The sequence below is a fragment of the Paraburkholderia sp. genome (assembly GCF_034668105.1).
Taxonomy (GTDB): Bacteria; Pseudomonadota; Gammaproteobacteria; order Burkholderiales; family Burkholderiaceae; genus Paraburkholderia.
Genome location: NZ_JAXDPY010000389.1, coordinates 1 through 13,644, shown reverse-complemented (window position 1 = coordinate 13,644; position 13,644 = coordinate 1). Strand labels below are relative to the sequence as shown.

Genomic DNA, 13,644 nt, shown 5'->3' with positions numbered 1-13,644 from the left:
AGTTTTGCCTGACCACAGAGGGGTTCCATGGAATCCGCAAGCGAAATAGTCTATGTAGTCGACGACGACAGGCGAGTGCGAGAAGCACTCTCCGTCCTGCTGCGTGCAAACGGAAGAAACGTCCACGCATTCAACTCCGGCAGAGAGTTTCTGGACACATTGCGTCAAGATGTCGTGTCATGCCTGATCCTTGATTTGAGAATGCCCGGCATGAGTGGACTGGAAGTCCAGAAGCTCGTCGGCACTGACTCACGCATTCCTGTCATTTTCATTACCGGCATGGGCGATGTGCCATCCACGGTGCTTGCCATGAAGGGCGGGGCGGTTGACTTCCTCACCAAGCCCGTCGACGAAGACGCGCTGATGCGCGCGGTCGAAGCAGCCCTTGCGAGAGCACACGTTCTTCGCAAGGAGGCGGAAGACACGGCGGCGCTGCGGGCGCTCTACGAATCGCTGACGCCGCGCGAGCGGGAGCTTTTGCCGTTACTCGCGAGCGGCCTGCTCAACAAGCAGGCGGCATCGGTATTGGGGATCACTGAATACACCGTGCAGGTCCATCGCGGCCATATCATGAGAAAAATGCAGGCAGCTTCTTTCGCTACGCTTGTCAGGCAGGCAAGCAAGCTGCAGCTCGAAACCTTGCCTATGGCTACGTTCTCGGAAGGCTGAAGCTGAAAGTGACCCCTCGCGGCACATTGCGCACGGCCCAGATCCGGCCTTCATGTGCTTCGACGATGGTCCGGCAGATTGCCAGTCCCATCCCCATTCCTGTTTCCTTCGTGGTGAAGAACGGCTCGAAGATCTTCTCGAAGTCCATCTGTCCGGTGCCGTGATCTTCCACGTCGACCACGATGTTGTCGGCGTCGCGATACGAACGGATCACGAGTAGCCTGGGTCGTTCCTCCGTCGCCGCTAAGGCTTCGATTGCATTGCGCACGAGGTTCACAATCACCTGCTGAATCTGAACCGGGTCCGCGCTGATCTTCGAGACGTCTTCGCCCAGGGTCGTCTTGAGCGAAACCGCGTTGCGCTGGATGTCGTCGGCCATCAGCGTGCAGACCTGAAGAATCAGCTTGTTGATGTCGAGTTCGACCTTTTGGGGCGCGGTGTGCCTGAACAGCGCCCGAATGCGGCTTACCACGTCCGCCGCGGAATTCGCATCGCGCAGAACCTGCTCCGCCGAGTATCTGGCTTCGTCGATCCTGGGCGGCGTTGCGGAGAGCCATCGCACGCATGCGCGCCCATGCGCGACGATGGCCTGGAGCGGCTGGTTGAGTTCGTGCGCAATAGAGGCGGACAGTTCGGCGACGGCCGCGAGCTTCGACGCCTGCGCCAGCCTCTCCTGCGCGTCGCGCAAGGCCTCCGGCAGTTGCGCACCGTCATCGAGATCGACGTCGAGGCCGAAGAACGTCAGCACTTGCGCGCCGGCCGCTTCCGTGGCGCGTTGCTCGCGAGCGTGGTCGAGTTCGAGTTCGAGCCTTGACAGCAGGTCCGGCTCGGCCGGTAACTGCTCGAGGAGCGCGACCAGATGGCGCCGCACGTTTTCGGACCGGCGCGCGTCTTCCTCGATGGCGAGCGCCAATCCCGCCCGGCGCGGCTGCCGATAGTGTTCAGTCAGATAGGCCGGGGCAATGATCTGCGCAATGAGATCGAAGTGGTCGAGGACATACAGCGACACGTCGGCCAGAAGTTCTTTGGCGATACGCTCGTCCAACTCGCCCCGTGCGATGCGGGTGCTCCAGACTTTTCGCAAACCGAGATGCAATGCCTGAAGGAGACTCTGCAGCGGTACACGTCGATGCTCACGTCTCTGACTGATTTCCGGAAGGGTGTCCATGTCCTGTGCCGATGGCGGTTCGCCCGACATCTATCTGTAACGGGCGCACGAATTCGAATAACAGGCATGGTCTCCCCGCGTGGCGCGACCTTCCATCCCCCGTACAGGGGAGAGGTTCTCCCTCCCCCAGAAGGGGGAGCCCTGTTGTGCACTACATGAATATGTAATGGCAGCGGCCAATGCGTAGGGGTAACTTGGGCTTTTTCGCCTCGGGATAAATCGGGTGGTATCGAATTCAGGCTTCGGAAACAGAGCGTCCGGAGCATCTGCGAGGGTCATGACATGGATAACGGCGCCAGGGAGGCGGTTCGCATGCGAATCCAGCCACACCAGGCCATGACCGAGTTTGCTCGGGTCCTGTGGCACTTGCGCGCCATTCTGGCGGTGCTGCTGATACTTTTTCTGGTTCTGTCGGTTGCCATGTATTACGTCGGCGGGGCTGTCGACGTCGCCACGCGCACGCCCTCGTCGCCAGGTCAGACTTTCTACTTTTGCGCGGTCACGGCGCTGACCATCGGTTACGGCGACGTGATACCCACCACCGCGCTCGGCCGGATCGTCGCGGTTTCGCTTGGACTACTCGGCGTGTTGATAACGGGCGTGATAACGGCTACCGCTGTGTATGCGATCCAGGTGGCTGCGCATCGGGCCGGGCTGGACCTGGCGGGTCACGATAGAGGTCGGGATTGACGGCGTGCTCCTTGCGCGTGCTCTGTCGTACCTTGCCGGACTGATTGCAGCTTCATGTAATAGCCGTCCTTCGCCCTGCCAACTAGCATCAGGAACCAGGTACTTTGGGCCGTGCAACCCGCTCGCTATGGCCTGGAAGCCCTGCATCCGACAGGACCTGATCACAAAGGGGTTCCATGGAATCTGCAATACACCGTGCAGGTGCATCGCGGCCACGGCATGAGAAAAATGCAGGCGGATTCATTTGCCGCTCTGGTCAGGCTGGCGGGCAAACTGCAACTCGAAACACCGGCGACGACCACGTTCGGTGCCTGACACTCACGCGCATTCTTTGCTGGACTCGATGAGTCGGAGAAAAAAATGTCCACGCCTGCGGTTCGAACCGTTGCCGTGATCGATGATGACAGACGCGTTCTGGCTTCGCTTGCTAACTTGCTGGCCTCTGGCGGGTACGAAACCCGGGTCTACGAATCCGCACTGGATTTTTTCTCCGAGGGCTACTCGGGTCTGATCTGCGTGATCACCGATTTGGGCATGCGGCCCATTGACGGCATTCAGGTGCTCGAAAGAACAGTTCAGTCGGGCGCGGCCACGCCTGTCATCATTATCACGGGCAAACCGGGTGAGCATACCGAAAGCTACTATCTGCAAAGAGGCGCATTGGGTTTTTTCAGAAAGCCCGTAGACGGGGACGCCTTACTGGACCTGCTGGATAGCATCGCCTGAACGGTTGAGGGGTTGAGACAGACACCGTGCGGCAACGGGTCCATCGCTCGATTCTACCGAGGTGTTTCGCGCGGCGGCATTGCATATTCATGTAATGCGGAATGCCTTTTTCGGCGTTATTGTGACGCTGGCGTCACATTTTTGGCGCGCAGACATGTGACCAAGATTCCGACCACAGAGACGACTTTGAAACGACACATGCCAGTTGCCGGACGCACAGGTTCGAAGCGCGCAACCGGCACGGCGGCGATTGCCGCGATTCCAATTTCGGGGTGCTCGCGTTCGCCCTCGATTGGCGTGCTCGGTGCGTACTTTCCGGACTGGCTGTTCTGTATCGTCGCGGGCGTTGTACTCACGGTGGTCGTGTATCTGATTCTCAAGCGTTTGCGGGCCGATCATCTTCTGGGACCCGCGGCCGTGGTCTATCCCACTCTCGTCACTTTGCTCGCACTCGTTGCGTGGTTGACGCTGTTCCAACATTGAATCGCTCTCAGGTGGATGAATGGCGACGACGGCCAGCAGCACATCAAGTAGAAAATGGCCTGCCATCGTGCTGGTCGTGGTGACATTGTTGTTGCTGCTTTTCGTCATCCGGCTCGTGGACCGTACGCCGCGCACCGACGACGCCTACGTCTACGCGGATACGATCGACGTCGTGCCCGAGGTCAACGGCCGTATCGTCGAACTGCCCGTGCGCGACAACCAGGCGGTGAAGCAGGGCGATCTGCTGTTCCGTATCGATCCGCGTCCGTATCAGGATGCACTGACGCGAGGCAAGGCGACGCTCGTCGCGCTCGACCGGCAAATCGAATTGACCCAGCGCACCGTCAACGCGCAGCAATACAACGCGCAGTCGGTGCGCGCGGCGGTCGATCGCGCGCGTGCCGCGGCAAGCCAGGCGGCCGATACGCTGCATCGCATGGAGCCGTTGCTGGCAAAAGGTTATGTGTCGGCGGAAGAGGTCGACCGTGCGCGCACCGCGCAACGCTCCACCCAGGCCGAACTCAGCGCCGCGCAACTGCAAGCGCAACAGGCGGCAGCGGCGGTGAGCGGTGTCGATGCGCTGGTGGCGCAACGTGCCGTTGTCATGGCGGAGATCGCGAGCGCCGAACTGAACCTCGAGTATGCAACCGTGCGCGCACCGTTCGATGGACGCATCGTGTCGTTGAAAACATCGACGGGCCAGTTCGCGTCGGTACTCAAACCCGTCTTCACGTTGATCGACACGCGCCACTGGTACGTGGTCGCGAACTTTCGCGAGACGGAACTCAAGGGCATTGGCGCGGGGACGCCCGCCACGGTCTACCTGATGAGCGACACGGGCCAGCGCTTCCGGGGCAGCGTGGATTCGATCGGTTACGGCGTCGCGTCCGATCAAGCGGGCCTCGCATTGCCGGGCGGCTTGCCGAACATTCAACGCACTCTCAACTGGGTCCATGTATCGCAGCGCTTTCCGGTGAAGATCCGGGTCGACAATCCGAATCCGGAACTGTTCCGGCTCGGCACCTCGGCGGTGGCCGTGCTGGAACCCGGACGCGGCAACGACAGCGAGCGTCATTGAGGAGCCCATGAGCGCCGCCGATTTCCTGCCCGTCACACTGCGCGACGCAGGCGCTTTCCTCGCCCGCGAGCTTGCGCCTTTTCCGGGGCGCCTCAACGTCATGTTGCGTTGCGTGCTGACGAGCGCCATCGTGATCGTCGTTTCGATGGCGCTGGAGGTGCCGTCGCTCGCGCTATCGCTGCTGGTGGTGTTCTATGTCACGCAGTCGAACGTGGTGGTGACGCGGCTGGTCGGCGTGCTGTTCATCGTCGGCTCGACGTTCGCCATTGGCCTGTCGATCCTGGTGCTGAAGCTTACGTTCGACTATCCGTTGCTGCGCATCGTCACCGCGAGTGTGCTGTTCTTCGTCAGCGTGTATCTGATGCGCGTTCTCAAGATCGGCGTGGTGTTCTTCATCGTCGCCATCGTCGTGATCTACGTGCAGAGTTTCGTGGACCAGACCGATCAGGCCGACCTGCTGATCCGCGCGGTGTTGTGGGTGTGGATCACCGTCAACTATCCGATCGCACTGACACTCGTGGTCAATACGCTGCTCTTGCCTGTCGAGCCGCAATTGCAGCTCAAGGCGGAAATCCACCGGCAACTCGCGGCGCTGGACACGCGTCTCGCACAGCTGATCGAGGGCGCCCCGAGCGCCGCGCCGGTCACGCTGGCGAGCGTCCAGCAAGGCGCGCTCACGCTGCAGAAGCTGCTGCGCTTCGCCACCATGCGTGATGCCCGCTATCGCGAGCACCAGGCGTTGCAGCTTGCCTGCATCGCAACGGTGTCGCGTCTTTATCGCGGTGCGAGTGAACTGCCGCTGAATTGGCGGGACGCGTCGGCCGCGCAGCGGGCGATGTTGCGCGAATTGCTCGCGAACTGCCGCGCGCTCGACGAATCGGTCATGACCGGCGAACCCTATCGCTATGTGAGCACCGCGACACCTGACGAGCGCGCGGCCGCCGATACGACGCCCGCGGCTGCCGAGTTGCAGCGCGCGCTGCGCGGCTACGCCGATCTTGCCGCAAGCGGCGCCGCCGCGCCGGCCACGCCGCCCGCGAGCGAGCCGATGGTCGCGCCCGACGCATGGACGAATCCCGCGTACGCGCGCTTTGCGCTGAAGACGCTGCTCGCTGTTCTCGGCTGCTACGTGTTTTACAACGCCGCCGACTGGCAGGGCGTCCACACGGTCATGCTGACTTGCCTGATCGTCGCGCTGCCGAGCCTTGGCGCCTCGACGCAGCGTGCGTTGCTGCGAGTCTGCGGGGCGGCCACCGGCAGCGCGCTGGCGCTGTTCATGGTCGTGTTCGTCGTTCCCCATATCGACGACATTGTCAGCCTGTTGTTGATTAGCTTGCCGGTGATCGCGCTCGGGGCGTGGATAACGGCCGGCTCGGAGCGGATCTCCTATGCCGGCATCCAGGTGATGTTCACTTTCGCGCTCGCCGTGCTCGAACAGTTCGGGCCCACCACGAACCTCACTGAAATCCGCGACCGGATGGTGGGCATCGTGCTGGGCGTAGGCGTGGCGACCTTCGTGCAGATGTCGTTCTGGCGGGAGGGCGAGGGCGACGTGCTGCGGCAGAAGCTCGCCGGCCTGTTGCGCGCGATTGCCGCACAGTTGCGCGTACCGCAGGCAGGCGCGCAGAAAGATGAGTTGGCCTATGCCCAGCGCGAGTTGCAGGCGTGGGCCGTGCTGGGCGATTGCGAGGCGACGCTTGCGCGTGTCGCACTCGAACCCAACTGGCAGGAAGGGGAGCAGGCGGAACTGACGCTGCGTGCGCAAACGGTGCTCGCGCAGGGGCGCGAGATCATGCTGGCGGGCAATGCGTTGCGCAATGCGCTGCTGGCGCAAGCGGGATCGGGCAGCCAGCAAGTGATCGATGCAGTGCGCTCGATCCAGCAACAGGCGTGCGTCGAACTCAACCGGTACGCGGATGATCTTGCGGCCAACCCACCCGACGCCCACGCGCCGCGACGCATCGGGATCATTGGGCAAGCCGCCGAATCGACGCAACCGACGGAAGCACCCCAACCAACCAAACCAGCGCAACCAATCCAACCAGTCGATCAGCCGCTCATCGCCGCAGCGGACGAACTATCGCGCCAGCTCGCGGGCTTACCGGATTGGCGCGTCGAGGCATCCGTCGCGGCGCCCTCATCACAGGCCATCCGCACATGAAGGCGCGCTCGGGCCGGCGGAACTGGCAATGGCGCCGATGCCTGTCATGCGTCGCGTGGATGTCGCTCGTGCTGCCCGGATGCGCGCTGATCCACGAAAACGGCACACCGTACGCGCAGATTCAGCCAGAGCAGATCCGTCTCGCCGACGATATCCATCTGGCGCGCGACGGCTGGCCGTCCGCGCGCTGGTGGACCGTCTATGGCGATCCGCAGCTCGATGCGTTGATCGAGAGCGCGCTCGCGGACGCACCGACCATCGTGATCGCCCGCACCCGGGTGGCGCAGGCCAAATCGGATGTCGAACGGGTGAAGGCCGGATCGAATCTTCAGGTGGTTGCGTTGGGCTCGATCGATCGCGAGCATGTCTCGGCGCACGGCTTTCTGGGGCCGTTCGCGCAGAACGAGCCGGCGGCCGGACTGGACGGCCCCTGGTACACGCAAGGTGTGGTCGGGCTCGGCGCGAGTCTCGACCTCGATATCTGGGGCAAGCAACGCGCGCAGGTGGCGGCGTCGCTGGGCGTGCACAACGCGCGCCTCGCCGAAACGTCGGCGGCCGAACTCGAAATCTCGACCGACGTCGCGCAGCTTTATTACGGCATCCAGACCACGTATCAGCTCATCGATCTGCTGGAGCAGTCCCAACAGGTCGCGGCGTTCGCGCTGGAAACGCACACGGCGCGCGCGGCACGCGGCCTCGAGCCGCAAACCCGGGTCGAAGAAGCGCGGGCGCAGCAACTGGCCGTGCAAGGGCAGATCGTCGCGGCACAAGGGCAGCTCAAGCAGTTTCGCGAGTCGTTGCGGGCGCTGACCGGTGCCGGGCCGGGCGGTCTGAAGGAGATCGAACCGGTGCCGTTGCCGCACGCCCAGGCCAGCTTGCCGGCCACCCTGTCGTACGAATTGCTGGCGCGGCGTCCGGACCTGCAGGCGATGCGCTGGTATGTCGAATCTTCGTTCGATCAGATCGACGCCGCGAAGGCCGCGTTCTATCCCAGCTTCGACATCAAGGCCTTCTTCGGTTTCGACTCGCTGCATCTGGCCGAGCTGTTCACCCACGCGAGCCAGCAGATCAATCTGATTCCCGGCCTGACCCTGCCGATCTTCGACGGCGGGCGCCTCAATGCGAATCTGGGTGGCGCGCGTACGGCGAGCAATCTGCTGATCGAGCAGTACAACCAGGCGGTGCTCAATGCCGTGCGCGATGTCGCGTCGACCGGCAGCCGCCTGCAGGACCTGGATGCGCAAACGCAACTGCAGACGCGCAAGGTGCAGGCCGTGGCGTTCGCGCGGGATAGCGCCGAGGCGCAGTACCAGCGCGGACTCGCGAGCCGCGTCACGGCGCTGGAGGCGCGCGAGCCGCTGATTGCCGAGCAGGTCGAGCTCGTCAATCTCGACGGACAGCGGCTCAGTGAGGAAATCGCGCTGGCGAAGGCGTTGGGCGGCGGCTATCGCGCCGATTCGCCCGTCGAACTCAAACCCCGCTGAGGGGCGCATGCTTCGAGCAGGCCCGCGCGGCCTATAGCTGCCCAACGAGCCCCAACGCCTGCGCGCGCGCCACCGCCTGAGCGCGCTTGTCGACCGCCAGTTTCACGAAGATGCTCTTCACATGAGACTTGACGGTTTCAGGCGTGATGCCGAGGGCGCGCGCGATTTCCTTGTTCGACTGCCCCTCGGCGATCAACTCGACGATGTTGCGCTCCCTTGGGCTCAGCGACTCGCGCTCGGGCTTGCTGGCGGGCTGGTACAGCGCGCGCCAGCCGTCGAGCAGATGATCGATGTACGCGCTCGCGTCCTTCGTTTGCGCCGTGGATCGTGTGTCGTCGCGGACGGCTTGCAGCAACGGACCGATTTCCGGTCCCTGATCGAGGATGGACCGATAGATGCCCGCGGCTGCGGCAACGCTCAGCACGTCACGAAAGATCTCGATGGCCCGGCTGCGTTCCTGCGCGCCCAGCCAGGCGAGCGCGAGCACGGTTCGCAGGCGTAACGCGAGGTAATCGCCATGCCGGCTTTCGACACTCTCAAGCGCCGCGCTCAACGACGCGATGGCATCCCGCGCGCGATTTTGCGCCATTGCCACACAGGCCGCCGCCAGTGCGCGGTAGGTGTCGATCTCGGGTGAGACGGACTGCGCGGGGGCGCCCACGGAGCCGGCGAGCCGATCGAGTTGCGCGACACACGCGGCGGCCTCCGTGATTCTTCCTTCCGTCAGATACAGGCGGCTGCGCTCGACGAGCGCGGCGGCGCTCAGCCGGTCCCAGCGGCGCGCATAAGCCAGGGTCTGGGCCTGGTCGAGCAGGGTATGGGCCTGGGCGGTGTCCGCGCGCGCGATCGCGATCCGCACGAGCAGACGATAGGCGATCAAGACGCTATCGAGCATCACGGCGGCGTCGACAACCGGCATCAAGTCGATCACCAGTGCTTCGGCCTCGTCCAGCCGGCCCTGTTCGTAGCGAATATGTCCGATCATCGGCGCGCACAGCGCGACACACACGGACTGCGGGCCGGCATGATGTTCGGCGAGCCGCGCCGACTCCGTGAAATACCGCTCGGCCAGCGCGAAGTGCATCTGCTGCATTTCCGCGTGGCCCAGCAGACATAGCCGGTAAACAGACGAGAACACGTTGCGCTTGTCTTCCTCGATCGAATAGGGAATCCAGGGCGTTGCATACAGCGCCTGGAGGTCGCCCGCTTTCCAGTGCGCAAAGCGCACGACATTGGAGACCACGTTGGTGGTCCAGATATCGGCCGACGGCTGATCGAGGCAGGCCTGGGCCAGCACGAGCGCGCGTTGCGGATCGTCCTGCAGTGCTGTCACGACCGAGCGGATCGCCTTGGATTCCCAACGGATGGCTTCAGCGTTGGCGTTCGTGTCGGATGTGGCGGAGGTGTCGCGTTCGATTGAATCCAGCATGGCGAGCGCGTCGTGAAAGCGCATTGCCAGCGCCATTCCCCACGCGATCGCCAGCGTCACCGTCACTTGCGCCCGCATCAGGTGGGCCGGGAACTGGCGTTGCCAGCCTAGCAGCGTCAGCAGGTCGCCTTTGGTGACGAGCGCCATCGCGCAACGGCCCATCAAGGAGACGGCGTCTTCCGTGGCGCCGGCGGCGATGGCGTGCCTGACGGCGTCGGTCCACCGCTCCTGCCCGGCGTACCACTGGCAGGCACGCAGATGCAAGCCCGGCACGTCGTCGCGATACTGCGTTTCCAGCCGCAGGCGCAGGTACTCGCCCATCAGGTGGTGATACCGGAACCAGTGTCCTTCCACGTCCATCGGTTCGAGCAGCAACTGGCGTGCGGCGATTGCCTCGAGCAGGCTCTGGCTCGTCTCGATGCCGGTGACCGCCTCGCACAGCGGCGCCGTCAGCCGGTCGAGGATCGACGTGCGCAGCATGAACTCGACCATCTCGACGGGCAAGCGCCTCAGCATGTCTTCCAGATAAGCGGCGAACGGCCGGGAAGCGCCGGAAGGCGCGGTCAATTCCCAACCCGGTTTGGCCTGCTCGCGCGCGAGCACCGAGGTGGAAATGCGCAGCGCCGCGGCCCAGCCTTCGGTGCCCGCGAACAGCGATTTGACGCCGGCAGCGCGCAGTTTGCCGGGGCATTCGTGTTCGACGAAGCAGCATGTTTCGTCGAAGTTGAAGCGCAGCGCCGCTGCGTCGATTTCCAGCAGTTCGTTGCGGGCTCGCAGCCGGGCGAGCGGCAGCGCAGGATCGGTGCGGGTGCAGAGCACCGCGTGCACATGGGAAGGTGCGTTCGCAACGAAAAACGCCATGGCGTCGTGAATCGCCGGAAGGCTGATCAGGTGATAGTCGTCGAGGAAGAGATAGACCTCCTCGTCGACGTCGACCAGTTCGTTGATGAGGGTCGACACGACGGCATGCGCGGGAACCAGCGAGGCCTCGGCCGTCAAACCGATCGCGGAAGCGCCGACGTTGCCGCAGGCATGCCGCAGCGACTGTGCCACGTGATGGAGAAAGCGCGCAGGTTCGTCATCCTCAGTATCGAGAGACAGCCACGCCAGATGAGCGCCACCCGCCCGCAGCCGCGCGAGCCAGGTGAGCGCGAGCGAAGTCTTGCCGAAGCCGGCGGGCGCCTTGATCACGGTGAGCCGTTTGCTCTCGGCCTGCTCGGCAAGACCATTCAGCCGGGGACGATCGATCAGGCCGGTAGGCAGCCGTGGCGGAAAAACCTTCGTGGTGAGAAGGAAAGGCGGCTTCTGTTGCGGCATCGCTTCAATGACATGCATCAGCTGCTCCGGGCATTCGGGTTGACCCTGGCTGTGATCCCCCGTCCACGCAATCGCGCTCCCCTGTACGGGGGATGTTGCATGGCGCCGCGCCGGGACACCATGGATTCCATCCAGGAGATCGAAGTTCAGTCAGCCGGACAACGGTGAAACGCACCCCGCTGGACCACTCGCCGGGGCCGGCCATGACCGGTGCGTCGCTCACGAAATGATACGCCCAACCACCTCGAAGGTCGCACCGGCCACCACCACCGCGAAGCACGTGATGCCGCGCGTGGCCGCGCTGCTCGACGTGGCGCAAATCTCCGACATCGCTGCCGTCGAATCGGCGGATACGTTCGTGCGTCCCATCTACGCGGGCAATGTGCTGGCGACGGTGCGAAGCGCCGACCCTGTCAAGGTCGTGACCGTTCGCACGACGGCCTTCGTGGCGGCATCCGCGGAAGGGGGCAACGCCGCGATCGACGCGCTGGAGCGCGCCGCCGAAGTGGCTGGCTCGCGCTTCGTGAGCCAGCAGCTCACCCGCTCCGAGCGCCCCGAGCTGACGGCCGCGCAACGCGTGATCTCCGGTGGCCGGGGTATGGGGGCCGGCGAGAACTTCGCGCTGCTCGACGGGCGTGCAGGTGCACGGCGGGATGGGTTACATCGAAGAGACGGGCGCCTGCCGGTTTCTGCGCGACGCACGGATCGCGCCGATCTACGAGGGCACCACAGGTATTCAGGCTGCTGACCTTGCCGGTCGCAAGCTCGCGTCAGACCAGGGCGCGGGGATGGCTGAACTTGTTGCGGAGATACGTGAGGCCGCGCTGGAGCTGGAACGCAGCACGGATACGCGAGTGGCCTCCATAGGCAGGGCGCTCGCGGCCGGTGTGCAGGCGCTTGAAGATGCCACCGCCGGGATGCTGCAAGCATTGGCGAGTCAGCCCGACGCGGCGCTTGCCAGTTCCGTCGACTACCTGATGCTCACCGGCTACGTATGCGGCGGCTGGCAGATGGGGCGCGCGGCGCTCGTTGCGGCAGCATCGTTGGGGGCGCGTCTTACAACATCAGCAACAACTGGTACGCGACTGTGTCGGTGACCTATCTGTCTCTCAAGACAAATGCGACGGTCAATGCCGGGGCTGCCAACGGCCAGACGGTGTTGTCCAACAAGACGCGCATCACGGCCGACCCGGTGAACGTCTTTCTTGAACTGGGATACCGGTTTTAGCGGGCGGATGTTTTGGTTGCGGCTGCCCTGCGGGGCTCTCGCGATGAGCGCGGACAGGCGCGTTTTGCAGCGCCGGTTTCGTGCCCGGTTTCGTTCCCGGTTGAGCCGGCGCCGGAGATGATTTGACGGCATGGAAGAGGGCGCTGCGGCGCCTTTTTTTCGTGTGCCGGGGGTGCTCAACCTCGCGGGCATTTCGCTGCGTGGGCCAGTGCTTCCTGCGTTTTGAGCGATTCCACGTTGTCATCGATACTGTATGAATGTACAGTATCGTGCATGGACGGCCAGTGAGTGCAAGTTCATTGGGCCCGAACGGGCGCGGGATACGGGGGTGGGCCAAATCTCGCCTCGCCCCACCGAGTCGTGAAAATTTTCAGATGCGTGGGCATGCCCACGTCGATGCGAGGAGATTCTTCGAAATGTCTGCGTCACCCATTCAGGCGCGCCATGCCTGAGCAACTCTGGCTGCCCGGACTCGAGGCGCCACCTGTGCCGACCGACGGGCTGTTCTTCGCCGTCTTTCCAGATACGCATACGGCGGCGAGCATCTCGAAGCTGGCGCAGCAGCTTTGCTTGGAGACGCGCTCGAAGAGCAAACCTCTCGCGGCCAACCGTTTGCACGTCACATTGCTACACCTCGGGAATTTCGCGGGCGGCTTGCCGCCTGCGCGGGTGGAAGCGGCGATGAACGCGGCCGCGTCGATCCGGATGGAGCCTTTTAGCGTCGAGTTCGACAGCGCTCGCAGTTTTGCGCTGAAGCCGCGGCCGGGGCCCCTGGTGTTGGGTGGAGGCGAGGGTGTCGCCGGACTTCACGCGCTTCATGACGCGCTGGGGCCGGCATTGCAGAACGCTGGATTCGGAGGTCGCGCGGACTTGGCCAATACACCGTTCACGCCGCACGTGACCCTTGCTTACGGCATGCCCTGGATCGCACCACGTCCTGTTGAAGCGGTCAGTTGGAACGTGCGCGAGTTTGCCCTGGTGCACAGCCTGCTCGGGCGGACCCGGCATGTCGTTCTGGCGCGCTGGCCGTTGGCGGCGGGGTGAAGATACCGGTTCACGAGGGCCGTCGCGAAACTGATGCGTTGAGGCACGCCGGACTAGAACCGCACGCCGGTTGCGCAACCGCCGGCAAAGCCACCACCGCTTCCACCCGCGCCGCCGCAGAACACACCGCAGCCTGACAACGCGGTGGAGATCGTAACGGCCACCAC

The 13,644-nt window shown here is 64.0% G+C and carries 13 protein-coding genes and 1 pseudogene; 12 read left to right on the top strand and 2 right to left on the bottom strand.

All coding sequences use genetic code 11. From position 1 onward, the window contains the following. Window positions 1–27 precede the first annotated feature (27 nt). Window positions 28–669 (top strand): response regulator transcription factor, encoded by a 642-nt coding sequence (locus tag QOC89_RS17420; RefSeq protein ID WP_323046154.1) that lies wholly within the window; start codon window positions 28–30, stop codon window positions 667–669. Here QOC89_RS17420 and QOC89_RS17415 read toward each other — a convergent pair. Continuing rightward, on the bottom strand, window positions 650–1,837 hold the full coding sequence (locus QOC89_RS17415; RefSeq protein WP_323046153.1) for a sensor histidine kinase: 1,188 nt from the start codon (window positions 1,835–1,837) through the stop codon (window positions 650–652). The genes QOC89_RS17420 and QOC89_RS17415 overlap by 20 nt on opposite strands. Window positions 1,838–2,149: 312 nt before the next feature. On the opposite strand from QOC89_RS17415, the gene QOC89_RS17410 reads away from it, so the two are divergent. From QOC89_RS17410 to QOC89_RS17380, 7 genes are all read left to right on the top strand, one after another. Next, window positions 2,150–2,527, top strand: coding sequence for a potassium channel family protein (locus tag QOC89_RS17410; RefSeq protein ID WP_323046152.1), 378 nt, complete (start codon window positions 2,150–2,152; stop codon window positions 2,525–2,527). 111 nt (window positions 2,528–2,638) lie between these two features. Next, the gene (locus tag QOC89_RS17405; RefSeq protein WP_323046151.1) at window positions 2,639–2,842 is read left to right on the top strand and encodes a hypothetical protein; all 204 of its coding nucleotides are present in this window, start codon (window positions 2,639–2,641) and stop codon (window positions 2,840–2,842) included. A 45-nt stretch (window positions 2,843–2,887) separates the two neighbouring features. Next, entirely contained in the window at window positions 2,888–3,253 is a 366-nt protein-coding gene (locus tag QOC89_RS17400; protein WP_323046150.1) for a response regulator, read from the top strand. Window positions 3,254–3,451: 198 nt separating this feature from the next. Further along, window positions 3,452–3,736: a YtcA family lipoprotein gene (locus tag QOC89_RS17395; RefSeq protein ID WP_323046149.1), complete on the top strand. Its 285-nt coding sequence runs from the start codon at window positions 3,452–3,454 to the stop codon at window positions 3,734–3,736. Between the two features lie 19 nt (window positions 3,737–3,755). Next, window positions 3,756–4,814, top strand: a complete 1,059-nt coding sequence (gene mdtN, locus QOC89_RS17390) for a multidrug transporter subunit MdtN (RefSeq protein ID WP_323046148.1) — start codon at window positions 3,756–3,758, stop codon at window positions 4,812–4,814. A gap of 7 nt (window positions 4,815–4,821) precedes the next feature. After that, window positions 4,822–6,975 carry an FUSC family protein gene (locus QOC89_RS17385; RefSeq protein ID WP_323046147.1) on the top strand — a complete coding sequence of 718 codons (2,154 nt, stop codon included), beginning with the start codon at window positions 4,822–4,824 and terminating at the stop codon, window positions 6,973–6,975. Continuing rightward, the gene (locus QOC89_RS17380) at window positions 6,972–8,459 is read left to right on the top strand and encodes an MdtP family multidrug efflux transporter outer membrane subunit (protein ID WP_323046146.1); all 1,488 of its coding nucleotides are present in this window, start codon (window positions 6,972–6,974) and stop codon (window positions 8,457–8,459) included. Before QOC89_RS17385 ends, QOC89_RS17380 begins: the two co-directional genes overlap by 4 nt. Window positions 8,460–8,490: 31 nt before the next feature. Here the strand turns inward: QOC89_RS17380 and QOC89_RS17375 are convergent, their stop codons facing one another. Next, complete coding sequence (locus tag QOC89_RS17375; protein WP_323046145.1) at window positions 8,491–11,223, bottom strand: LuxR C-terminal-related transcriptional regulator; 2,733 nt, start codon at window positions 11,221–11,223, stop codon at window positions 8,491–8,493. Window positions 11,224–11,455: 232 nt separating this feature from the next. Here QOC89_RS17375 and QOC89_RS17370 point away from each other — a divergent pair. The 4 genes and pseudogenes from QOC89_RS17370 to QOC89_RS17355 all read left to right on the top strand — a co-directional run. Beyond that, a pseudogene (locus QOC89_RS17370) lies at window positions 11,456–11,824 on the top strand (electron transfer flavoprotein subunit alpha/FixB family protein); the annotation flags it as partial. Window positions 11,825–11,858: 34 nt separating this feature from the next. Then, window positions 11,859–12,302 (top strand): acyl-CoA dehydrogenase, encoded by a 444-nt coding sequence (locus tag QOC89_RS17365; RefSeq protein ID WP_323046144.1) that lies wholly within the window; start codon window positions 11,859–11,861, stop codon window positions 12,300–12,302. Continuing rightward, entirely contained in the window at window positions 12,299–12,433 is a 135-nt protein-coding gene (locus tag QOC89_RS17360; RefSeq protein WP_323046143.1) for a hypothetical protein, read from the top strand. The genes QOC89_RS17365 and QOC89_RS17360 overlap by 4 nt, the downstream gene beginning before the upstream one ends. Before the next feature lie 444 nt (window positions 12,434–12,877). Further along, window positions 12,878–13,477: a 2'-5' RNA ligase family protein gene (locus tag QOC89_RS17355; protein WP_323046142.1), complete on the top strand. Its 600-nt coding sequence runs from the start codon at window positions 12,878–12,880 to the stop codon at window positions 13,475–13,477. Window positions 13,478–13,644 lie beyond the last annotated feature (167 nt).

Coding starts and splice junctions, on each gene's coding strand:
- QOC89_RS17400 (WP_323046150.1), top strand. CDS start 2,888: ATGTCCACGCCTGCGGTTCGAACCGTTGCCGTGATCGATGATGACAGA.
- QOC89_RS17415 (WP_323046153.1), bottom strand. CDS start 1,837: ATGGACACCCTTCCGGAAATCAGTCAGAGACGTGAGCATCGACGTGTA.
- QOC89_RS17410 (WP_323046152.1), top strand. CDS start 2,150: ATGCGAATCCAGCCACACCAGGCCATGACCGAGTTTGCTCGGGTCCTG.
- mdtN (WP_323046148.1), top strand. CDS start 3,756: ATGGCGACGACGGCCAGCAGCACATCAAGTAGAAAATGGCCTGCCATC.
- QOC89_RS17365 (WP_323046144.1), top strand. CDS start 11,859: ATGGGTTACATCGAAGAGACGGGCGCCTGCCGGTTTCTGCGCGACGCA.
- QOC89_RS17380 (WP_323046146.1), top strand. CDS start 6,972: ATGAAGGCGCGCTCGGGCCGGCGGAACTGGCAATGGCGCCGATGCCTG.
- QOC89_RS17420 (WP_323046154.1), top strand. CDS start 28: ATGGAATCCGCAAGCGAAATAGTCTATGTAGTCGACGACGACAGGCGA.
- QOC89_RS17375 (WP_323046145.1), bottom strand. CDS start 11,223: ATGCATGTCATTGAAGCGATGCCGCAACAGAAGCCGCCTTTCCTTCTC.
- QOC89_RS17385 (WP_323046147.1), top strand. CDS start 4,822: ATGAGCGCCGCCGATTTCCTGCCCGTCACACTGCGCGACGCAGGCGCT.
- QOC89_RS17355 (WP_323046142.1), top strand. CDS start 12,878: ATGCCTGAGCAACTCTGGCTGCCCGGACTCGAGGCGCCACCTGTGCCG.
- QOC89_RS17395 (WP_323046149.1), top strand. CDS start 3,452: ATGCCAGTTGCCGGACGCACAGGTTCGAAGCGCGCAACCGGCACGGCG.